Annotated in this window: 14 protein-coding genes; 7 read left to right on the top strand and 7 right to left on the bottom strand. The window is 70.9% G+C overall.

What is annotated here, in order from left to right; translation table 11 throughout:
* Positions 1 to 53 precede the first annotated feature (53 nt).
* Genes QHF83_RS19645 through QHF83_RS19635 form a run of 3 tightly spaced genes read right to left on the bottom strand, consistent with a single transcriptional unit; the run spans position 54 to position 3,959 of the window.
* Complete coding sequence (locus QHF83_RS19645; RefSeq protein WP_282419402.1) at positions 54 to 2,351, bottom strand: hypothetical protein; 2,298 nt, start codon at positions 2,349 to 2,351, stop codon at positions 54 to 56.
* 34 nt (positions 2,352 to 2,385) lie between these two features.
* Positions 2,386 to 3,606, bottom strand: a complete 1,221-nt coding sequence (locus QHF83_RS19640; RefSeq protein ID WP_282419401.1) for a hypothetical protein — start codon at positions 3,604 to 3,606, stop codon at positions 2,386 to 2,388.
* A gap of 41 nt (positions 3,607 to 3,647) precedes the next feature.
* On the bottom strand, positions 3,648 to 3,959 hold the full coding sequence (locus QHF83_RS19635) for a hypothetical protein (RefSeq protein WP_282419400.1): 312 nt from the start codon (positions 3,957 to 3,959) through the stop codon (positions 3,648 to 3,650).
* Between the two features lie 228 nt (positions 3,960 to 4,187).
* On the opposite strand from QHF83_RS19635, the gene QHF83_RS19630 reads away from it, so the two are divergent.
* From QHF83_RS19630 to QHF83_RS19620, 3 genes are read left to right on the top strand one after another with little or no spacing between them, the layout of a single operon-like run.
* Positions 4,188 to 7,469, top strand: coding sequence for a serine/threonine-protein kinase (locus QHF83_RS19630; protein WP_282419399.1), 3,282 nt, complete (start codon positions 4,188 to 4,190; stop codon positions 7,467 to 7,469).
* Between the two features lie 25 nt (positions 7,470 to 7,494).
* Positions 7,495 to 7,737 carry a hypothetical protein gene (locus QHF83_RS19625; RefSeq protein WP_136927810.1) on the top strand — a complete coding sequence of 81 codons (243 nt, stop codon included), beginning with the start codon at positions 7,495 to 7,497 and terminating at the stop codon, positions 7,735 to 7,737.
* 7 nt (positions 7,738 to 7,744) lie between these two features.
* Positions 7,745 to 12,286: a protein kinase gene (locus tag QHF83_RS19620; protein WP_282419398.1), complete on the top strand. Its 4,542-nt coding sequence runs from the start codon at positions 7,745 to 7,747 to the stop codon at positions 12,284 to 12,286.
* 337 nt (positions 12,287 to 12,623) lie between these two features.
* Here the strand turns inward: QHF83_RS19620 and QHF83_RS19615 are convergent, their stop codons facing one another.
* Entirely contained in the window at positions 12,624 to 12,956 is a 333-nt protein-coding gene (locus QHF83_RS19615; RefSeq protein WP_282419397.1) for an FKBP-type peptidyl-prolyl cis-trans isomerase, read from the bottom strand.
* A 158-nt stretch (positions 12,957 to 13,114) separates the two neighbouring features.
* On the opposite strand from QHF83_RS19615, the gene QHF83_RS19610 reads away from it, so the two are divergent.
* The 4 genes from QHF83_RS19610 (at position 13,115) to QHF83_RS19595 (ending at position 19,174) form a co-directional block, all read left to right on the top strand.
* Entirely contained in the window at positions 13,115 to 13,852 is a 738-nt protein-coding gene (locus tag QHF83_RS19610; RefSeq protein ID WP_282419396.1) for an SDR family oxidoreductase, read from the top strand.
* A gap of 84 nt (positions 13,853 to 13,936) precedes the next feature.
* A complete protein-coding gene (locus QHF83_RS19605) occupies positions 13,937 to 15,502 on the top strand; it encodes a family 1 glycosylhydrolase (RefSeq protein ID WP_282419395.1) in 1,566 nt (521 codons plus the stop codon).
* A gap of 131 nt (positions 15,503 to 15,633) precedes the next feature.
* Positions 15,634 to 16,275 carry a serine protease gene (locus QHF83_RS19600; protein ID WP_282419394.1) on the top strand — a complete coding sequence of 214 codons (642 nt, stop codon included), beginning with the start codon at positions 15,634 to 15,636 and terminating at the stop codon, positions 16,273 to 16,275.
* A 19-nt stretch (positions 16,276 to 16,294) separates the two neighbouring features.
* Complete coding sequence (locus QHF83_RS19595; RefSeq protein WP_282419393.1) at positions 16,295 to 19,174, top strand: hypothetical protein; 2,880 nt, start codon at positions 16,295 to 16,297, stop codon at positions 19,172 to 19,174.
* On the opposite strand, the gene QHF83_RS19590 is transcribed toward QHF83_RS19595, so the two are convergent.
* The 3 genes from QHF83_RS19590 to QHF83_RS19580 form a co-directional block, all read right to left on the bottom strand.
* Positions 19,175 to 19,864, bottom strand: a complete 690-nt coding sequence (locus QHF83_RS19590; protein WP_282419392.1) for an SDR family oxidoreductase — start codon at positions 19,862 to 19,864, stop codon at positions 19,175 to 19,177.
* A gap of 27 nt (positions 19,865 to 19,891) precedes the next feature.
* Entirely contained in the window at positions 19,892 to 21,031 is a 1,140-nt protein-coding gene (locus tag QHF83_RS19585; RefSeq protein ID WP_282419391.1) for an SUMF1/EgtB/PvdO family nonheme iron enzyme, read from the bottom strand.
* 82 nt (positions 21,032 to 21,113) lie between these two features.
* On the bottom strand, positions 21,114 to 21,917 hold the full coding sequence (locus tag QHF83_RS19580) for a hypothetical protein (protein WP_282419390.1): 804 nt from the start codon (positions 21,915 to 21,917) through the stop codon (positions 21,114 to 21,116).
* Between the last annotated feature and the right edge of the window lie 120 nt (positions 21,918 to 22,037).

Here is a 22,037-nt window from a genome sequence, read left to right as displayed (position 1 = left end):
GTGGGAGTCGGCAGGGGTATGGGGAAGAGCAGCTACCCTGGTCCACGAGCTTATCACTCCCCCTGGTAAGTGCCGAACACAGCCCTTCCAGAACTGGAGACTTGTGGTGTGGCCTGTCCAACCTGAACCACGACCGAGAGGAAGGCCGCGGGCTTGAGGCCTTCGTCGGGGCCGCTCTCGTTCGTGATGTAGGACAGGCCGAGGCCGGCCAAAAAGCCGAAGGAGGTGGTATTGCCGCCGTCGCCGAGGACCGGGATGGTCGGGGCGACGCCGAGGTAACCGAGCAGGCCCACGCGGCCGTCGCCGAGCTGCTGGATGGAGCCGCCGAGCTGGCCGGCGATGGGGAAGGCGCGGCGGCGGACCGGGTCGTAGCTGTCGACGGCGAGGGCGACGCCTACGGCGCTGAGGACGCTGCGCGTGACGAGGGGTCGTTCGAGCCAGGGGGCGCGCGTGATCTGGAGCGTGGCCAGCATGGCCGGGATCGTGAGGTAGGCGCGGAGGCAGCTCCCGGCGGCTTCGAGGGTCTCGAAGTTCGACTCGCCGCAGAGCGGGACGGAGTGGATCGTGGCCGAGCCGATGAGCCTGCGCGCCGCCTCGGGCGTGGCCTCGCCGCCCGAGCGCAAGGACGCCGCGACGCGCGTCGCGTCGGAGACGAGGACGACCTTCCCGTCGGTGTTCAACGGATCGCTGTACACCGCGAGCCGGAGCCGCGAGTCGCCGTCGAAGTTCTCCGCGAGGGGCGGGAGCTGGAACTCGGCCGAGTTCGGCGTGACGATCCACTTGTGATCGGTGAGCAGCTCGATCGGCGCGCCGTTCGAGGTGCGATCGGTGCGCGTGAGCGAGACGTAGAGCGCGAGCGGGGCGACGAGGCGTCCCTTGGTCGAGCCGGAGAGGCGGACGCGACAAACGCCTTGCCGGAGCGGCTCGGGCGCGATGACGAGCGACATGTGCGCGAGCGGCTGCGGCCCGGGGCCCGCGGGCGCCGTGGCCTTCATCGGGAGCGACGGACGCGGCGGCCCCATCGGCGAGGTCCTCGGCGCGACGGGCGAAGCTTTGGCCGCAGGGGTTTTCGCGGCGGGCTGGACCTGGGGTTTGTCCCCGGGCTTCGGGGCCGTGCGCGGCGTGAGGCCCGAGGCCTCGGGTTCGCGGGGCGCGGCTTTCGGCGCGGCATCCGGCGGAGGCGCGGCGGCGGCCTGCTTCAGCATCACGCCTGGCGGGGGCGAGGACGGGCTCGAGGGCGGCGCGGACGGCAGACCCGAGGACCTGCGCATCGCGGGGCCGCAGTCGACCTTGAGATCCTCGAGCTGCGGATCGGGGAAGAGCATGCGCGCCGGGTTCGACTCGACGATGTTCTCGAGCGGCGGGACGGAGACGCGGTAGGTCGCGTTGACGACCGTGCCGGCGGCGGTGTTGTCGAGGTTGAACGCGGTCACGCGCAGCCAGCCGCCGCTCGGGAAGATGCGCAGCACCTTGCCGTCGGCCTTGCCGCAGCCGCCGGAGGCGACCTCGAAGACGGGCACGGTGAAGGTGCGCTGGAAGGGCTGCACGCGGGCGTTGCCGCAGCTATCGACGATGGCGAGGTAGCGGAAGTCGGCCATCTCGGACTGCTTGGGCCACTGCATGCCGAGCAGGACCTCGGCCGAGTCGGGCAGGGGCGGGACGGGCATGTCGTCGCGGCAGAGCGGGGCTTTTTCGACCTTGCGCGGGCCGGCTTTGTCGTTCGGCCCGATGGGCGCGTAGGCGCAGACGTGGCGGTAGTCCCGGCGGCCGAGCAGGACGGGGTCGAAGTCGAGTGTGCGTTTCCCCTGCTCGTCGAGGCGCCCCCAGATCGTGAGCGGCAAGGGCAGCGTGGGCGTCTGCAGCTTGATCGAGCGCAGCATGTCGTCGCCGATGCGGCTCTGCCCGGCCTCGCCGAGCGTGGTCGAGCATTGCCCCGTGGAGCAGAGCCACGGGCCGCCGCGGCGCGCCGTCTCGATCGGGACGGGGTCGGTGTCGCGGACGCTCATGAACACCCGGCTCGCCTCGGGGAAGATCTCGGGCGCGGTCCCGGGCGTGGCGCCGCCGTTCGCGCTCGCCGGGCCGCGTACGATCTGCAGGCTGCCGCTGAAATCCGCGGGCATCGGGGCCGAGCCCGAGGTCGTGCTGTTGGTGCGCGTGGTCGTGGGCTCGGGCGTGTCCGTGTCGTCGCTGGCCGTGTCGGCGTCTTCGTCCTGCGCGGCGACGGGGCCCGCGACCGAGAGCGAGAGCGAAGCTGCGACGCCGAAGAGCGCGAGGAAGCGAAGGAACGCGGCGCGGGCGCGCGGCGCGCTTTCGTCGGGGACGCGAGGGGCGGCGAGGGGGGCTTGTCGCATGGGGTTCATCGCTCGGGTGGGGGCGGGGCGAAGGTCAGGGCGCTTCGACGACGCTGATCGGATCGGAGGCGCAGTCGGGGCTCGAGAGCAGCCGCGGCGTGACGTGGAGGCGAACCTGGCCGGGGGATTTCGGCGTGGCGGGGATGACCGTCGCGGGGGTCGGCTCCTTGTCGAGCGTCACGCTGACCTGATCGATGCCGAGGAGCTGATCGTCGTCGACGCGGAGATCGACGGGCATGGCGAGCCGGACGCGGTTCACGTCGAAGGCGCTGACCTCGAAGAGATCGACCTCCTCGCCGGAGCCGATGCCGACGACGCTCTGCAGCGCGCGCACGCGGAGCAGGCGCGGCTCCGGATCGACGAGGACCTTCGGGCCGGGATCGATCTGCTTCTGGCCCGAGGTGACCGCGAACTCGGCCTCGCCGCCGATGTCGCTGAAGCAGAGGAAGAAGCGCTCGCTCTCGCCGGTCGAGCCGAGCAGGACGCGCAGGCGCGTCTTGCGATCGGCGCAATCGGACGCGGTGGAGAGGGCGACCTCGCTGAAGAGGGACTCGACGATGACGGGCGCGTTCTCCACGACGCCGGGCGCGTTCGAGGGCGGCGTGGCCCGGACGAACGCCTCGCGGGAGCGGATGGCGCCGGGCCGCCACTTGGAGCCCAAATCATCGGGCAGCGGACCGACGGTGCACTTGAGCGCGAGGAAGGTCGGAAGGACGCGGGCGCCGTCGAGCGACTCGTCGAGGCCGGCGACGAGCATCGTGAAGTTCGTGGCGGCGTTCGGCAGTCCGGCCGGCAGGATCTCGATGGGCTCTTCCTTCGTCTGTTCGGCCCAGTTCACGATGATCGACGCGCTGCCGGACCAGTCGCTCTGCGAGGAGACCATGAAGCGCGCGTAGCCCTCGCTCGACGCGGTGCAGCGAAACGCGCCCTCGACCTCCTGGCAGGAGGGGTCGGCTTCGCCGGGGTAGGGCCCGAGGACGAGGGCCTCGGGCGGGTCGACGCGTACCGTGACGAACCCGCCGTACGCCGGCGCGCCGCCCTCCACGAGGAACAAGGTGACGCCGGTCTCGGAGGGCTTTTGGCGCGGCAGGACGGGTTTTCCGGCTTCGTCGAGCGTGTCCGCCGCGAAGAGGGAGCCGGCGACGTGGACGCGGATGTCGACCTGCCCGCTCGGGGCCAGCGGATATCCCGGCGCGATGCAGGCCGAAAACGCGAGCGGGACGAGGACGGAAGCGCCGAGCGCCGCACGCAGCATGCGGCCAGGCCGGCGAGGCGCGGAGGAGCGAGGGGGAGAGCTCACTTCTGGTAGATTTCGGTGTACTCGTTGCCGAGCGGGTGGCGGTGCCAGGCGTACGCGGACTGCGGGAAGCCGTTTTCGTCCGTGTAATCGCATTGCCCGAGCTCCCAGTCGGTGTGCCAGATGCTGGCGCCGGTCCTGGGATCGACCGACATGGAGTGCGCCGTCACGTCCTCTTCTTCGGCCTCGCCGCCGTGCGAGATCCGGGCGCTCGGGTCGACGTAGTGCTCGAGCACGTCGATCGGCACCCGCGCGACACGGCCGCCGGGCAGGGGGATCAAGAAGATCAAATCCTTGTGCGTGTCTCCCATACGGCTCCTGACAACGTCGCGGCAGGGGCGTTCCCATCCCACCGCCGGCCGATGAGCATACCGGAAGTCCACTTGCGCTGGTCCACCGCGTTGAGGTCCTCGAGGTCCCCCCCACGACCCGAACCTCAACGCGTTGGGGTTCCGGAGGTCCCCCCCACGACTCGAACCTCGACGCGTTGAGGTCCTGGAAGTCCCCCCCACTATGCCGTTGACCTCGAAGGGCGAATGGTGGCCCGATACAGAGTGGCGGCACGGAGCCGCGCAGGGACGGGCCTACGTGTGACGGGCGCGGAGAGCAGCGGGACGGACCCTCGAATCGGTACGCTTGCCGCCGGGAAATACAAGGTCCTGCGCCTGATCGGGCGCGGCGGGATGGGCAGCGTCTACGAGGCGCAGAACGTCGCGATCGGCAAGCGCGTCGCCCTCAAGTTCCTCCGCACGCCCGCAGGCGCGGATGCTTCGGTGCGGGCGCGCTTCCACAGGGAGGCGCGCGCGGTGTCGGCGATCGAGAGCGCGCACATCGTGCAGATCTTCGACACGGGGGAGACGGAGGCCGGAGAGCCGTTCCTCGTGATGGAGCTCTTGCAAGGCGAGGATCTCGCGACGCGCCTCCGGCGCCTCGGGCGCATGAACGTGCCGCAAGCCGTGGCGATCGCGGCCCAGGCGCTGCGCGGCCTCCGGCGCGCGCACGCGGCGGGCGTGGTGCATCGTGATCTGAAGCCGCAGAACGTGTTCCTCGTCGACGCCGATGACGGAAAGACGCACGTCAAGATCGTCGACTTCGGGCTCTCGAAGGTGCTCGGCAGCGAGGCCGAGCTCGTGGCGGCGTCGAACCTGTCCGCGCAGGATCCGCTGACGCGGGTCGGGACGCCCGTGGGGACGCCGTTTTACATGTCGCCCGAGCAGATCGAGGCACTCGACGACATCGATCCGCGCACGGACATCTGGTCGATGGGCGCGATCCTGTACGAGGCGCTCGCCGGCGCGCCGCCGTTCTCCGAGCCGACGTTCGCGCGGCTCGTCATCGCGATCTGCCATCGAGATCCGCCGGATCTCGGGACGCTCGTGCCGGGGCTGCCCGAGGCGATCCGGAGCGTGGTGCAGCGCGCCATGACGCGGGATCGCGGCGTGAGGTTTTCGACGGCCGAGGAGTTTCTCACGGCGCTGCTCGAGGCCGTGCCGGATCTCGAGCGCTCGCAAGGGCCCGGGTCGCGGCGCACGGACGAAGCGCCGCCGCGCCCGCCGATGCCGACCTCGGACGCCGATACGCCGATGAACGTTCGGCCGGGACCGACCGCGCCGGGAGACGTCGAGGCGCCGAACGAAAAGAGCGACAGCGGCGCGGAGGCGCCGGGCGCGGAGTTGCGCACGTACACCGTGGGAGGCGCGACGTTGTGGGTCAGCGCGTCGCCCGCGTTCTCGCTCTGGCGGGGCGAGGTGAACGCGCCGGATCGGCTGCGCGTGGAGACGCGGGACGGCGGCTTGTTCGAGCTCAGGCTTTCGCCGGTGGGCGTGCTCCGGCTCGGCCGTGTCGAGCGGGTGGGCGACGAGCGGAACGAGCTCGTCTATCCGGACGTGGCTTCGCGCCTCGCCGCCACGCTGCGGCACGACGGCGTGCGCTGGTGGCTCAGGCGGCGCACCGAGTGCAGCGTGCCCGTGCAGGTCGGCGCGCATTCGCTCGCGCGAGGCGAAGAGGCGGCGCTCGTGCACGGGACGTTCGTGCAGGTCGGAGGCATGCGGGCGACGATGGTGGATCGGCGCTACGTGACGCCGACCGTGCCCGCGGGGACCGTGGACCCGACGACGGGCCTGCTCGGGCGCGCGGGGCTCGAACAGGAGATCGCGTCGTTCCTGCAGCGCAAGCGCAGCGGCGCGCTCCTGCTCATGAAGGCCCAGCCGTCGGCCGTGCGCGCGGGCGGCGCGGAGTATCCGCCGGGCGCGATCGCGGCGGTGGCGATCCATCGCGCGTCGCCGAGCGTCGCGGCGGGGCTCGTCGAGGAGTCGGCCGTGGCGCTCGTGACCGGCGAGGCCGCGGAGGTCGCGGAGAAGGGGCGCGCGGCGGTCGCGTCGGCGCGCACGGCGGCGGGGGGGCGATCGTTCGCCTGCGGGTACTGGACGCTGTCCGGCGACGGGAGCGACGCGGGGCGCGAGCTCGAGCTCGCGCTGCACGCGATGACCGCGTTCTCGGAGACGTCGGGGCAAGCGGTCGCCGCGTTGCGGTCGAGCGTGCCGGGCGCGCGGGTGTCGAGCGTGCAGGAGGTCCTCGGCGCGTCGATCGACACGAAGCGCACGACGCTGCTCTTCGCGATCGAGGAGCAGAAGGCGCTCGAGGCGGTGGGGCCGCACGTGATCGCGGCGCTGGAGAAGGAGCTCGCGGCCGTGGCGGCGACGCACGCGGGGCAAGCCGCGCTCGTCGCGCCGATGGCGCCGGGCGTGGTGGCGGCGTGCGTGACGCGGAAGGTCGACGCGGTCGCGCTCGGCAGCGCGGTGCAGTGCGACTGGCACGCGCGGCCGCCGATCCTCGACGGCAAGGTGGAGCTGCCGCGGACGCTGTCGTGGGAGGTCTTGCACGGGGACGTGCAGACGCGGGCGCAGGAGCTCGCGCGCGAGTGCGCCGATCCACACGGGGTGCTCTCGGCGCTCAGCGGCGGGCTGCCGTATCCGATCTCGGGGCGCGTGCACGCGGCGATCGCCGCGTCGAGCGCGATCGAGCGGGTGAAGATGCTCTTCGACGTGCTCGAAGGCACCTGGCGGTTCATCGCGACCGTGCTGCTCTCGGCGTACTTCGCGCGTCGGCCGGCCGAAGGCTCGGCCGGGGCCGCGCCGGGGTTCGACGCGATGGTGGAGCTCTACAAGCGTCACGGCAGCCGCGATGGCTTCGCGCTCGGGACGTGGCGGGAGATCGCGCGGGCCGCGGCGAAGGGTTTCGACGGGCGCGACGATCCGATCGGCGCGCTCGTGCGTGACGTGCTCGGCGTCCGGCTGTCGCAGAACCAGACGTTCGAGACGCTCTCGAACCTGATGCAGGTCGAGCGCAACAGCTTCGCGCACGGTCACTACAACGAGGCGCGCGCGGCGGCCGATCTGCCGGAGTTCGAGCAGATGACGCGCACGCTCCTCCGGGCGCTCCGGCCGCTCTGCGCGTGGACGCTCGTCACGGTCGAGAAGACGGAGCCGGATCTCTACGGCGATCTGCAGACCGTCGAGTTCATCGACCACACGGGCCCTTTCAACACGGGGACGCGGCGGCGGCTCGGGCTGAACAGCCCGATGCGCCTCGCGAACGTGACGTACCTGGCGCGCTGGCGCGAGGGGCTCGTCTTGCCGCTCGAACCGTTCTTGCGGCGTGTGGCGCACGAGGACAAGTTCGACGTGTACTGGATGGAGCACCTGCCGCGCGCCGGGACGTGCGTCATGAGCTCGGTGGTCGGCGGCCCCTCCATCAAGGTGCCTGGCGACGTGCGAAGGCTCCCGCCCCTCTTGCGGCTCGTGATGGAACGGGCTTCCTGAGGAGCGGGACGAGGACGAGGGAGAGATGCATCTTCACGCGACGGTTTCGATCTGGCAGCTGGAGCACGACGGGACGTACGTGGCCGAGCTGAACGGCTACAAGCTCAAGCTCACGTGGAAGCCCGAGGCCCCGGGAGAGCGGCGTGGCTTCCGCTGGGAGGCGGAGCGAGACGGCAAGGAGGTGCAGCCGCCGGACGAGCTCTTCGAGGAGGCCGAGGTCGCCATGGCCCACGCCGAGCAATTCGCGCGGGGGAAGGCCGCCTCGTAGCCCCGGCATGAGCGCCAAAGCGCCGCGGGACCACGCGCCGGGGGAGCTGCTCGACGGCCGGTTCTTGCTCCTCGAGCGGCTCGGCCGTGGCGGGTTCGGCGATGTCTGGCGAGCCGAGGAGCTTCTGCCGGACGGGGTGCCGCTGCGCACGGTCGCGCTGAAGCTCCTGCAGCGGACGGCGTACGACGCCGCGCACTGGGCCGAGGAAGCAAAGCTGCTCGCCTCGTTCCGGCACCCCTCCCTCGTGACGATCTACGCCGCGGGCGTGCTCCACGCGCCCGAAGCGGTCCCGTTCGTCGCGATGGAGCTGCTCGAGGGGAAAAACCTCGCGGACGTGCTGCGGGAGCGAAAGCGCGTGCCCTGGCGGCGCGTGCTCGGCTGGGCGCGCGCGACGGCGGCGGCGCTCGACGTGATCCACACGCGCGGCGTGGTGCACCTGGATCTCAAGCCGGCGAACCTGTTCGTCTCGAACGACGGCGCGCTCAAGGTGCTCGATTTCGGCATCTCGCGGCGGGCCGGCTCGAAGGCGCCCGAGATCACGCCGCCGGTGTTCGACGGCGGGGACGCGGCAGGGCTCGAGACGGCGGCGTTCGTCGCGGCGCAGGACGAGCGATCGTCGCACCCGACCCGCGCGCAGAGCTCGGGGCGCGCCGTCGTGGGCACGCCGGGGTACATGGCGCCCGAGATCCTCGAGCTCGCCGAGCCCACGCCCGCGGCCGACGCGTACGCCCTCGCCGCGACCATCGTGAAGCTCGCGACGGGGCGCATGCCGTACGAGGACGTCGCAGACGAGCCGAGGGAGCTCTCCGATGCCGCTGCGATGAGCGCGTGGTGGTCGGATCTGCGCGACGCGACGCTCCGCGGCCGTCTGCGTGATCTCGCGGCCGATCCGGCCGGCCTTCCGCGCGGGATCGTGGCGCTGCTCGTGCGGCTCCTCTCCGTGGATCCGCTGCAACGAGGGGTCAGCCCGGGCAAGCTCGCGGCGCTGTTCGACGATGCCTGGGAGCGGCCGTATGGCGTGATGGATCCGCCATATGCAGGGCTCTCGGCGCTTCCGAAGGAGGCCGAGGGGCAGCTTTACGGGCGTGATGACGACGTGGCGCGGCTCGGCCGCGAGCTCGCGTTCGAGCCGGTCGTGGTGCTGTACGGGCCGCGGGGGGCGGGAAAGTCTTCCCTCGCGTCTGCCGGCCTCGTCCCGCACCTCGCGCGCGCCGCGGTGGACGGCAAGGACGACTGGATCGCGGTGGCCGTGCGTCCCGGGGAGGATCCGGATCACGCGCTCGACGCGGCGCTCGGCGCCGTCGACGCGGCGCTCGTGGGCGCGTCGTCCGCGGAGATCGCGCGCCACGCGGCGAGCTCGTCCGTCGGGATCGTCTTGCTCGTCGATCCGCTCGAAGACGCGCTCTCCGCGCCGGAAGGCACGAACACGCGGCTCGCAGAGCTCCTCGCGGAGCTCGCGGGGGGCGGCGAGCGGCCAGGCCTGCGCGTGCTCGCGACGCTCGGCGAAAAGCACGTCGCGAACCTCTCGGATCCCACCGCGCCCTTCGCGTCCCTGCGCGCCGCGCTCCGCTTCGTGGGGCCGCCGCCGGCCGCGGCCGTGCACGACATCGTGACGGGGCCGGCGCGGATCGCCGGCGTGCGGATGCTCGGCGCCGACGCGGTCGTCGCCGACGTGCAGCGGGAGCTGCGCGGCGCGGACGATCGGTTGCCGCTCGTCGCGCTGGCGCTCGCGGCGTTCTGGGACAAACGCGCGCCGGAGGCAGGCGCGCGCGCGGGCCTCGTGCTCTCCGCGGAGGCATGGCGCGCGCTCGGGGGGCTCGTCGGCGCGCTCGCCAAGCACGCCGAGAAGCTCCTGGCCTCGCTCGACGACGCGCAGCAGGAGATCGCGATCGAAGCCGTGCTGCGCCTCTCCACGACCGATCACAAGCCCGTCCGCTGGGACGAGGAGGAGCTCGTCTCGGTGCTCGGCGAGGACACGGCGCTCGCGCGGCGCGTGCTCGCGCGCCTCGAACGCGAGGGGCTCCTCCGGCGGCGCGACGGCCGCGTCGAGCTCTCGCACCCCTCGATCGCCGTGGTCCCGCAGATCGAGCTGGTCCGCAGCCGCGAGGCCGAGCGGCTCGTCTTGCTCGAGCGGCTCCGCGACGCGGCGATCGCCTGGGATCGGGCGGCTTATCACCCGGACTTCCTGCTCACGGGCTGGCTCTTCGAGGAAGTCGAGCGCAGGCCCACCTGGACGCGCGGCTCGCTCACCACGCTCGAACGCCAGCTCGTCGCGAGGAGCCGGCGCCTCGCGCGGCGGCGCAAGATCCTGAAGGGCGCCTCGATCGTCCTCTTGCTCGCCATCGTCCTCGGCGCCGCCGCGCTGAAGCGCGCGATGGACGATCGGCAAGCACGCGCCGAGCAGGCGCGCGTCGAGGCCGAGGAGCGCGCCTACATCGCCGAGGTCCTCTTCCGATCGCGCCGCGTCGACGACCCGTACCATCGCGCCGCCTGGATCGCGGAGGCGATCGAGTTCGGCGCGGAGGATCCGGCGCTGCCGCTCGATCTGCTCCGCGCGGGCACGGGCCTGCCGCGCGCGCAGTTCCTCACGCTCGAACCCTCGACGAATCCCGCGTTCCCCTGGGACGATCGATGGCTCGTCGCCACGCAGGGTTCCACGCGCCTCGTCGTCGTCGATCTCCGCTTCGATCCCTTCTACCAGGCCACGCCGCCCGACGGCGCCGAGCCCACCGCGGCCGCGGAGCTCCATCCGCGCGCGCTCGTCGTGCGCCCGCACGATGCTCCGTTCGTCGAGCGTGTCCCGCTCCCCTTCGACACCGCGCTCGCGACGCGCTCGGTCACCGGCGAAGTGCGCATCTTCCGGCTTCGTCCCGACGGCGAGGTCATGCTCGCGGCCATCGCGCCGCGCCGTTGCACGGGCGCGCTCGAGGTCGCGGACGCGGCGCCCGTGCTCGCGTGCGCCTCGGAGAACGGCCTCGTCCGCTGGGATCTCCGCCGCTCGGGCGAGGTCGACACGCACGCCTTCCAGGGCATCGTGCTCGACGTCTCGCCGGACGGCTCCCTCGTCGCGGCCGCCTCCGGATCGAAGCTCGTGGTCTGGCGACCGGCCGAGGGCAGCATCACGGAGGTCAAGCCGACGAGCGCGGTCGTCCTCGCGCGTTTCGGTCCGCGCGAGCCCTTGCTCGCCCTCGCCGAGCATGGCGCCTTCGAGATCGTCGATCCCGCGCGGCCGGAAACTCCGCTCTTCCGCGGCCCCAGCGTGGAGGCGCCCTCGTTCCTGCGCTGGGACGAAGGAGGCCTCGATCTCGCGGTCTGCGGCACCGACCCCACGGGCCCCGACAAGTCGATCGTCGGCCGCTTCCACTACCTCCGCCCGGGCGGCCGCGCGCCCGGCGACGCCCTGCCCAAGGGCGCGCCTTGCTCGCCCGCGCCTCGCCCCAAGCGCCCCGCGCCCATCACCTCGCCCGACGAGGTGCCCGCGTTCGCGCGTGTCCCCATCGGCCCGCGGGATCTCCTCGGCGGCCATCGCCTGGAGGACGGCCACGTCGTGACGGGCGACCTCGTCCTCCTCTCCGGCGCGACGGGCGCGGTCGACTCGTTCGTCCGCTTCCGCGCCGCGGACGGCCCCGCGCCCTCGTCCACGAGCTCGGTGCGCGCCGTGGTCCGCGAGAGCAACGACGTCGTCGCGTTCCAGGTCGACGACGAGGTCCGCTTCTATCGCGTCGCCGATGGCAAGCGCGAGCTCAGCCGCAAGGGCAACCTGCTCCGCCGTTGCCAGGACGGCCGCGTCGCCGCGTGGGAGCGCGAGGGCGAGGCCTGGCACGTGCTCGACGCCCGCAGCGGCGCCACCATCGGCAAGGTTCCGCACGAGGCCGGCCTCGTCCTCGCCGTCGACACCACTTGCCGCACGCTCTACACGCAGCGGCTCGACGGCGCGATCGTGGCGACGTCCCTCGACGGCGCGCCCGCCGCGCCCCGCGTGATCGCCTCGGCGGACGGCTACGTGTACGACGTGCGCCCGAGCGCGGCGCGCGGTGGGGTCGGCGCGGGCTCGTGGATCGCGGTGAGCTCCGGCGCGCTCGCGCGGATCGACGAGGCGACGTCGGAGGTCCGCGTCCTCGGTTATGCGAGCCCGCGCGCGACGGCGCTCGGTGACGGCCCTTCGCCGGGCGAGCTCGTCTACGCCGACGACACGGGCGTGGTCGTGCTCCGCGAGCGCGGCCCCGAACGCCTCCTCGAAGCTTCGGGCGCCACCGTCTGGGAGGACGTCTCCGTCGCGCCCGACGGCCGCTCCATGCTCCTCCTCTCGGCGGATCGCGTGGCGGCGCTCGACGTCGCGCGCCGCGAGATCGTGGGCAGCATGCCGCTCCGGGGTCGCACGCGGTTCGTGCCCTGGGATGCGGCGGGATCGGTGCTCGTGTGGTCGTTCGATCGGCCGGGGGGCGTGGAAGGCGAGGTCATCCCCCGGGGTCGGCCGCTCGCGGACGCGGTCGCGCGGGCTCTCTCGAACCTGCGCGTCGATGGCGGGCGGCTCGGCCTTCAGCAGTGATGTCTGGGGCCGCCGCGCCGGGGCGCCGCCCCGGACCCCGCGGGGGCTGTTCGCCCCTCGACCCGAACCAGCGCAAGCGCTGGACTCGGGGTGGAAGAACTGCGCTCCGCGCAGTTCTTCCAACGGGCCCGTGAGGGAGCCTTGCCCGTCGAAAGGGCAGCGCGGCTGTCTTGATTGGCAGGGTCGTAGCTGGTCTTGCCTCGACCTGTTCGATGAACTGCGCATCGCGCAGTTCATCGACCCTGGGTCCAGCGCTTGCGCTGGTCCGGGTCCAGGGGCGGACAGCCCCTGGTCGGGTCCGGGGTGAAACCCCGGCGCTACGTCGTGGAGCGCCCCCTCAGGACACGCTGATCAGCTCGACCTCGAAGACGAGCGTTGCGTTCGGCGGGATGAGCCCCGGGAAGCCGCGCTCGCCGTAGGCCAGGTGCCCCGGGATCGTGAGCTTCCTGAGCTCGCCCACCTTCATCCCGACCACGCCCTGGTCCCAGCCCTTGATCACCTGCCCGGCGCCGAGCTGGAACTTGAAGGGCTCGCCACGGTCGCGGGAGCTGTCGAACTTCTTGCCGTTCGTGAGCGTACCCACGTAGTGCACTTGGACCTTGTGTCCGACCTTGGCTTCGTCGCCGTTTCCTTCTTTGAGCGTCTCCTTTTGGAGCTCAGCGGTCGTCATGTCGATTCTCCTCTCTCTGTAGTGGGCCGGTATTCGACCGATCGGCGGGGCGCTCGTCAAGCGAATCGAGCGCGGGCTTTGCGAATCGTGGTGTCTTTTTCCGACCCCGCTCGATTCTAGATGCGCGGCGGACTTGCGAGCGCGGTAGCATCTTCGGCATGAGCGAACAAGGGAGCGGACGTATCGCGCTCGTCACGGGCGGCGCGGTGCGTGTGGGGCGGACGATCGTGGAGGCGCTCGTCGACGACGGATACGAGGTCCTCATTCATTATGCGGCGAGCGAGGAGAGCGCGCGCGAGGCGCGGGAGCACTTCCTTTCGCGCGGCGCGCGCGTCGAGCTCCACCGGGCCGATCTCTCCGATCGAACCGGTGTGAGCGGCCTCGCCGCGCGGGCGCGCCGGTTCGGCGCGGGCAAACTCGACCTCCTCGTGCACAATGCCGCCAATTTCGAGCGTGTTCGTCCGGACGAGCTCGACGCGGGCGCCTGGGATCGGGCCATGACGCTGAACGCGACTGCGCCTTATCTGCTCACGCTCGCGCTCGCGGCGGAGCTCCGGGCTCGGCGCGGGTCCGTCGTGGCAATAGGCTGCGTCAGCGCTGAAAGGCCGTTCAAGCATTACATCCCGTATTCGATCTCGAAGGCGGCGCTCGTCTCGGCCATGCAGGGCCTCTCCCTCGCGCTCGCGCCCGACGTACGCGTGAACGTGGTTTCACCGGGCACGGTCCTCCCGCCCGACGGCGTCGACGACGAGGTGCGCGAGCGGCTGCGCCGCAAGATACCGCTCGGGCGGATCGGCGATCCTGGGGATGTCGCGCGCGCGGTGCTGTTTTTTGCGAAAAACCACTTCGTGACGGGGCAGGTGCTCGCCGTGGACGGTGGACGTTCGATTGTTTGAGGGTTCGTCGGGGCTGGATCATACACCGTTTTTCCGAATTACCTCACCCAGCGGTTTTTCCGATCCATGTTAGGTTTCCCCTTCATGAGAACCGATTTCCGCCTCGCCATACCGATGACGCTGTTGCTGGCCGCGTGCGGGGAGGACCCTCCGGTGACCGAGGTCCCCGAGGTGGCCGAGGATCTCTCGTTTCCCGAGGGATTTCTCTTCGGGACCGCGATCGGCGGATTCCAGGCCGACATGGGGTGCCCGACGCCCGATCTCCCCGGTTGCGTCGATAACGGATCCGATTGGTATGCGTTCGCCACCTCGCCCGAAACGGTGCACTCTACCATGGCATACCTGTCCGGGCAGGATCCCGCCGACGTCGGCCCGGGCTTCTGGGAGCTCCACGATCTGGATCTCGATCGCGCGCGGGGGGAGCTCCACAATGATGCATTCCGGTTCAGCATCGAGTGGAGCCGCATCTTTCCCGGGCCGACCGACGGTATCGAGGGGTACGAGGCATTACGCGCCGTCGCGAATCCGGCGGCGCTCGCGCATTACCATGCGATGCTGAATGGCCTCCGGGTGCGTGGGATGTCCCCCATCGTGACCCTGAATCACGGTACGCTCCCTGCGTGGATTCACGACGCCGTCGGGTGCCACCTGAACCTCGCCGCGTGCAAACCGCGGGGATGGCTCGATCGGGAGCGAACGGTCGCGGAGATCGCCAAGTACGCGGGGTTCGTCGCGCGGGAGTTCGGCGCGGACGTCGATCGCTGGGCCACGCTGGACGAGCCTTTCGCGGTCCTCCTCTCCGGCTATCTCGCCCCGAGCGTCGAGCGCAGCCATCCGCCGGCCGTCTCGCTCGCGTCGGGCGCGGTGAAAGAGGTGTTCCTCGCGCTCGTCGAGGCGCACGCGCGCATGTACGACGCGGTGAAGGAAAACGACACTTTCGACGCCGACGGCGACGAAATCCCCTCCGACATCGGCCTCGTCTATGCGATGACCCCCGCGTCCCCGGCCGATCCGGCGAGCGAGCTCGACGTGAAATCGGCCGAGAACATGTTTTACCTGTACAACATTGCTTATCTCGACGCGGTTGCGAAGGGGAGGCTCGATGCGGAGCTCGCGGGCAAGAGCGCGCGGCGCGCCGACCTCGAGGGCCGCATGGATTGGCTCGGCATCAATTATGACACGCGCGCCACGGTGCGGGGCACGAGCGGACCCTTCATGCCGGACCTCACGCCGCTCGGCACGTTCGATCCGCTGGATGTGCGCCGCGGGGAGGTCGATCCAGAGGGCCTTCACGAGATGCTGATGCTCGCCCATCGCGAGTATGGATTGCCGCTCTACGTGACGGGCAACGGGCTCGATCACCCTCTCGACGACGAGGACGCGGGCCCGAGCTTCCTCGTCCGTCACCTCGCCTGGGCGAACCGCGCGATGCAGGACGGCGTCGATCTCCGCGGCTACTTCTTCTGGAGCCTCGTCGACGATTACGAGTGGAACCAGGGCATGAACAGGCGCTTCGGGCTCTATGCGGTGGACGCGTCCGATCCGCAGAAGAACCGCACGCCGCGCAAGACGGCCGAGACCTATGGCATCATCGCCGAGGAGCGTCGGATTCCGCCCGAGCTCCTCGTCGCGTTTCCGGCGCCGCGATGAGGGCCCGGCCACCATTTCCACCGTTCACAGCAAACGCGCCATCCGGCCCGAGGCGCGTTAAGATGAGGTGTGCTCCACGCCTCGCCCCGCTCTCCCCATCGCGAAGGCGCCCTCGCTCGGAGGCGTGGCTCATGAGCCTCGTCGCGCAGAAGCTCCGGGCTGCGACCGCCGAGCCGATCGAGCCTCCGCTCGACGGCCCCGTCGTGCGGATCCGCGCGCGCTTCGGCAAGACCTGGGCGGCTTCGGGCACGGGGTTCTTCATCGCGGACTGGCTCTCCTCGATCGTCACGGCGCGGCACGTCGTCGCGCTCGCGGACGGCGCGACGCCCGCGGAGGTCTCCGTGCGCGTCCTCGCCGGCGGGCGCTGGGTCGAGATCGAGGCCGTCGCCATCGCGTATCCGTCGGGCGGCGTCGCGGCCGACGACGTGGCCATCGTCCGCGTGAACGCGCGGTGCACGAGCGCGCTGCGCATGGCCACGCTCGACGCGCCCGTGGCCGGCCAGATATGGGGGTATCCGCTCGGGAGCGAGGCGCCGCGCGCGCCTCTGGTCGTGCCGGCGAGGGCGCGACCGAGCGAGGGGAGGGTCCTGCTCGATCGCCAGGGCCGCATCGGCATGAGCGGCGGGCCCGTGGTCGCCGTCGTTGGCGACGGACCGCCCACCGCGGTCGTCGGCATTTACCTCGGACCTGCCCCGACGGGAGGCGGACGGGCGCAGGCCCTCGCCGCCCCGTCGGTGCTCACCTGCATGGAAGCTGCGATGGGTTGCGCTTGATTGCTTGCAAAGAGACGCCATGAGGACGAGGACCCAACCATCGATCGTCGGATTCGGGCTCGCGCTTTCGGCCTTGCTTCCGCTCGCGGATGCGAGCGCCCAGGTCACGCCCGTCGTCGCCCCCTCGGATCAGCCCACGCCTCTCTCGACCCCGGCGCCCATCAAGCCGCCCGTGACGCCCGCCGCGGCGGCCGCGACCGCGCCCGAGGCAGGAGATCCCCTTCAGGTCCACGTGGGCCGCGTCGAATCGCTCGCTTCGTTCGCGCGTGTTTTGCGGGCGACCTGCGCGGCGCCGGCGACGGACGATCCGAAAGCCGCGCTCGAAAAGGCCGCGGCGCGCCTCGTGGCCCAGCGAAATGGCATCGAGGCCGTCGAAGCGCGGCAAAAGAAGAAGACCATCGAGGACGCTGCGCGGGACGTCGCGGGGAAGCTTGACGGGCCCGCGCGGAGCCTCATGGGCCTGCGGACCGAGCTCTGCGCCGAGCTTTGCGCCGGCGGGGATACGGCCGCGTCTCCGGTCAACCTTTGCGCATTTTCGGCGCCCGCGCTCGCGAATGCGGCGGTCATCGCGGATCAACGCTCGGTCGAGGCCGTCGCGCGGTACGTGGCGCGTAAATTCGAGCCGATCCGGGTCGTCCTCGCGGATCGGAGCGTGCTTTCCCTCGCCGAGATCGGCGAGGCCGATCCGCTCCTCACCCGTGGATCCCCCATTCTCGAGCTTCCCTCCGCGGCGACGCGTGTCTTCACCGTGCAGCACACCGGCCTGGAAGTCGCCGCGTTCACGGCCGCCACGCTCGACGTCGGCGTGCGCGCGCTCGCGAGCTTCGTCGGCGATCGGGCCCGGCGAGAGGCGCTCGTGTGGTTCCTCGAGCGATTGCACGACGACGCCTGCGGCCCCGCGATGACGCCCGCCGGCGCGCAGGGAGATTCGTACCGGGAGATCCGGTCCTTCTGGCTCCCCACGACCTGCGCGCTCTCCACGCGCCGCCTCGATTTCGCGCAATATGGCGGCGGCGAGAGCCTGCTCGGCGCGCTCCGCGGCGCCGTCGCCTCCGACGTGAAGAGCTGGCCCGGCGTCGCCCTCGGCCTCGGCTTCGGCGCCTCGTTATGGGCGGACGTGAACCTCGGCGGGAGCCTCTTTTCATGCGCGGAGGACCCCTCCGCCCCGGAGATCTGCGACGCCGGCGCGCCCGATCGCGTCACCTGCCAGGCCCGCGTCCAGCGGCAGCTCGTTTGCGGCGCGGAAGTACGCCTGCGCGGGGCCGCGTCGAAGCTCGTCTCCGGCCTCTCGACCGGCGCGAATGCCGCCCTGAGCCTCTCCCATTTCGGCGACGAGCTCGACCGCGCGAACGGATATCGCATCTTTCGCAACGGCCCGCGGCAACTCTTCAGCCAGCGCCTCGAAATCGCGGCGTGCGCCGCGTCTCTGCCGCACGTTTTCCAGGAGTACGGCGAGCTCGTCCGCCAGACCCGCCCCGGCCGAGCCGAGGAGACCGAGGCGCTCCTCCTCGCCGCGCTCACCACGTCCCCTGCGTGTTTCACCCTCGTCGGCCGAGGTTTTTCCCGGAACGATTGCCCCGCGTTCTCCGAAAACCCCGACGCGACCGGATCCCACGCATGTCATCGGAAAGACCAGGCCGCCTCGGCCGACGTGGACGCGGCCCTCGTCTCGGCGCTCGAAGCCGCCGGACCGCTCGAAAGACTCTCGACGATCGTGCGCTGGTCGAATTTCGTGCGTTTTCCCGCGGCCGAGATCGGCTCCCGCTGGAGCGCCGTCCTCACGGCCTTCGAGGCTTATCGCGCCGCCGCCGAGGCGCTCCGGGCCACGGTCGATCCCAAAATCGTGAACCCGCCGGCCCTCCAGATCGGCGTCGACGTCGATGGAAAGAAGATCGGCGAGATCGTACGGGCCCTCGAAGCGTACGCCCGCGACACCTCCCGATTGGCAAGCCAAACCAATTCGTTCGCCCTCCAGCGCGCGGCCATCGTCCTCGCCCGCGCGTCGCTCGATCTCGCCCTCGCCTTCGTCGCGGCCGGCGAGCAGCTCTCCGAGGCCGTCTCGTTCCCCGGCCTCTGCAAGGCCGCCACCTGTTCGCCCGGCGAGATCACGCCGAGCTTCGCCCAGGCGCGGGCCGAGCTCGCGCGCCTCGTGGCGGGCCTCGAGACGCTGGAGGCGGCGCTCGCCGAGGACTGGGGCCGGGTCGTCGCGCGGGTCGTCGCGGCCGCGCGGGCCGAGCTCGAGCGCATGTGCCAGAACGAGGAATGCAAGAAGCTCTGCGCCGCGGGGAAGGAGCAGTGCCGCCTCCTCGACGCCATCGCGCGCCATAGCGGCCTCTTTGCGACGATCGCCTTCGAGTCCGACCCCTCGCGCATCGCCGAGGCCCTCGACGCGGCCGCCATGCCCATCGGCGGCTGGCGACGGAAGAACATGCCCGGCGTGACCACGATTTCGCTCGGCGCATTCCCGGGCATGTTCGTCGGCGGCGAGCTGCGCTTCGGTACGTACGGGACCACCACCGAGCGCGGCGGCGTTCCGCACGTCGTCGCGCCGACGCTGGCCATGCCGATCGGCCTCGATTTCGCGACCGGCCGCGGCGATTACAACCTCGGCGCGTTCATCTCGCTCATCGATCCGGCGGCCTACCTTCAATACGACGTCGAGCAGAGCGGCCGTCTGCCCGGGGCGCAGGTCCTCACGTTGCTCTCGCCCGGCTTGTACCTGCGAGCGGGCCTGTTCGACAGCCCCTTCAATCTCGGCGTGTACGGCGTGCTCCGGCCCGGGCTCCGCGCGTGGGAGTCCGGGCTCAGCATCCCGGGCGCGCACGCCTTGCAGCTCGGCGTGGCCGCGAGCGTGGACGTCACGCTCTTCGATCTTTTTACAGGCCGATCCGCGGAATGATCACCACGGAATGGGATCGCCGCGGAAATGGTAAAACCCGCCCGATTCGGCGCGGGAGAGGCGATCGACGAGCTTCATGATGCCAGTGACCGACTCCTCGACGGACATCGGCGCGTTCGCCCCGCCCATATCGGTCTTCACCCAGTCCGGGTGGAGCGAGACCACCGTGAAATTCTCGCCGCGCAGGTCGATCGACATCGACTTGGTCGCCATGTTCAGCCCCGCCTTCGACATGCGATAGGCGTATGCGCCGCCGTCCGTGTTTTCCGCGATGGAGCCCATGCGGCTCGACATGTTCACGACCTTGCGCACCGAGCTGCGCCTGAGGTGTGGGAGCAGCGCCGACGTGACCCGCAGCGTCCCCACCGCATTCGTGTCGAAGGTCCGCGTCACGTCCTGGAAATCGAGGTCCGCGAGCGAAAGCCATTTGCCCATGACGCCCGCATTGTTGATGAGCACGTCCACAGGCACATCGCCGAGCGCGGCCGCAAAGGCCCGCACGCTCGCGTCGTCCACGACGTCGCAGGCGAGGACGCGCAGCCGCCCGCTCGCGCCCTTGCCGAGCGCGGCGAGATCGTGGGCGGATTCGGGATTTCGGACACCGGCGTCCACATGGTCGCCGCGCTCCAGATACCTACGGGCGAGCTCGAGGCCGATGCCTCGGTTCGCACCAGTGATTACGACTCGCATGCCGTGGGGTCTAGCACGGCTTCTCCGTCATTTCCCGGTCGATTTGCAGCAACGAAAACCGAGGTGGTAATTGCCGTGGCTGTTGGGATCGGTCACGCGCGTGCCGTGCCAGTCGGGCGCGCGCCACCGGCAATCGTCCGGGTGCGCCTCGAAGTCCGAGAAGATGAACCAGCTCCCTTTCATCTCGGTCTGGCCCGTGCCCCCGCGGCTCGTCATCTCCTCGGGGCGGAGCGGTAAGTTCATGTGCTCAGCCACGTTCCCATGCTGATCGTACACGCCGAACGAGCTCTTGCATTCGGGGAACGATCCGGCCGGGAACGTGTTCGTCCCGCAGCGCTTCCATCCGCTCGACGTGCACCCCTTCGTCTTGCGGCTCCTCGTCGCGCACTTCGAATGGTCCTTCTCGCGCCCGTACGCCCAGACGATCTCTCGATCGCGGTTGTGCAGGTCCTTCGATTCCTTGCGCGCCTTGCCGAACGAATACTCGCTCTCCGGCGCATGCACGGCGCCGGCGCACGCGCCCTCCCATTCGTGCGCGTCGCACAGCCTCTTTCCGATCGCCGCGCAGAGCTCGGCCGCCTCCTTCGCGCTCGGGCCCGTGATCGGGTGCTCGCACGGAATGCCGGGAAACTCGTACCGGTCGATGCAGACCCGCGCGTCCGCCTCCTTTTCACCGGCGAGCGCGTCGTAGATCGGCGTCATGAACGGCGCGCCGCACGCGGGTTCGTCCTGCTCGAATCCCCCGGCCTTGTTCCGCGCCTCGCGGCATTCCTTGCGGGTCATCGGGTATTTCGTGACCTTGGGGTTGCCCTGGCCGAGCACCGACGAGCGCTGGAAAATGGCGCGCACCGCGGCCATTTGCTCGTCCGTGACGTGGAGCATCGAGACCATGCGCCGGAAGAGCGCCTCGCGTTGCTCCTCGATCGTGTCCGGATAGAGCTCTTCCTCCGGCAAGGGCGGCAGGGGCGCGAATACCTTCGGCGCGGGCGGCGCGGGCTCGCTCGCGGGCGGCGCAGGCGCGGCGGCGGCGGATCCGGACGGGGAGGGGAGGGACGAGGCCGGAGCGGCTTCGTTCTCGCCGGCCTCGGGGGACGAGCACGCGGCGAGGGCCGAAGCGAGGAGCGCGAAGGCGGCGCGGCGGAGCGAGGGAGCGGAGAGGGGCGACATGGGGCACGAAAGACGCGTGGGCGGCGCGGTCGACTTCCCGGGCGCCACGGCGGGCAAGCTATACCCCGAGCCGCGCCGCTCGTCACGGGACGTCGAGGTCGAGGACGAGCATCGTCACGAGCGAGGTCCCGCGGCCCTTCACGTTCGCGACCGAGACCTTGTACGTGTGTCCTTTCGTGGGTTCGAGCGCGACGACGGGCGCGGCGTCGTCGGCTTCGTCTCGCCCGGCGATCTCGTTCGTCGTCGCGTCGAGGACCTCCAGATTGACGTCGTCGGCCATACGATCGGCGCCCGCGAGGATCACGCTGAGCGGCGCTTCGAGCTCGAGCCCGCCCGTCCGGATGCTCTCCTCCTCCGCGAGGATCGTCCCGAAGAACGACCACTCCCCGTCGGCGTGGAACGCGAGACCCTGCGAGCCCTGCATCCGCCGCGCGACGAGGTGCGAGGCCTGCGCCGCATTCGCGAGGGTGCGGCCGAAGGATTCGACGAAACGGTGCACCGGGATCGACAGGCCTCCCTCGCGCATGATGGCGACCACGCCAAACCCGCCGCCTTCGCCTTTCTTCGCGTTCGCCAGGCGAATGCGGTATTTGCCCTCCGCCTTCGGCGTGAGCTCGACGACGGGCTGCGCGTCGTCCATCGTATCGGCCGCGATGATCTTTCCCTCCGGGCTGTCCACGGCGAGGTCGAGATCCTCGACGCCGTCCGAGCCTCCGCCGAGGATCACATATCTCACGCCGGCCCGGAGCGGGCGCGTGACCGAGACCTCGCGGCCATTTTCGAGGAAGGCGCCGAGCACGCAGGAGGCGTCCTCGTCGAAGCCGAAGCTCGATTGTTTTTCGAATCGTTGCGCCGCGCCCGTCACGAGCCCGACGGCCTGGGTCATGAATCGACCGGGCCGCCAGGCGGACTTTTCGTCGTCCTCCGCGTCGCTTCGCTCGGCCCGTGCCCGATCATGCCGTGGTCTGGGGGATCGCGCGGGCCGCGTGAATGCCGCGCGCGGAGA

It is taken from the genome of Polyangium sp. 15x6 (assembly GCF_029960785.1).
Classification (GTDB): domain Bacteria; phylum Myxococcota_A; class Polyangia; order Polyangiales; family Polyangiaceae; genus Polyangium.
Note: the sequence above shows the minus strand (reverse complement) of the source record. Positions and strands in the feature narration are given on the sequence as shown.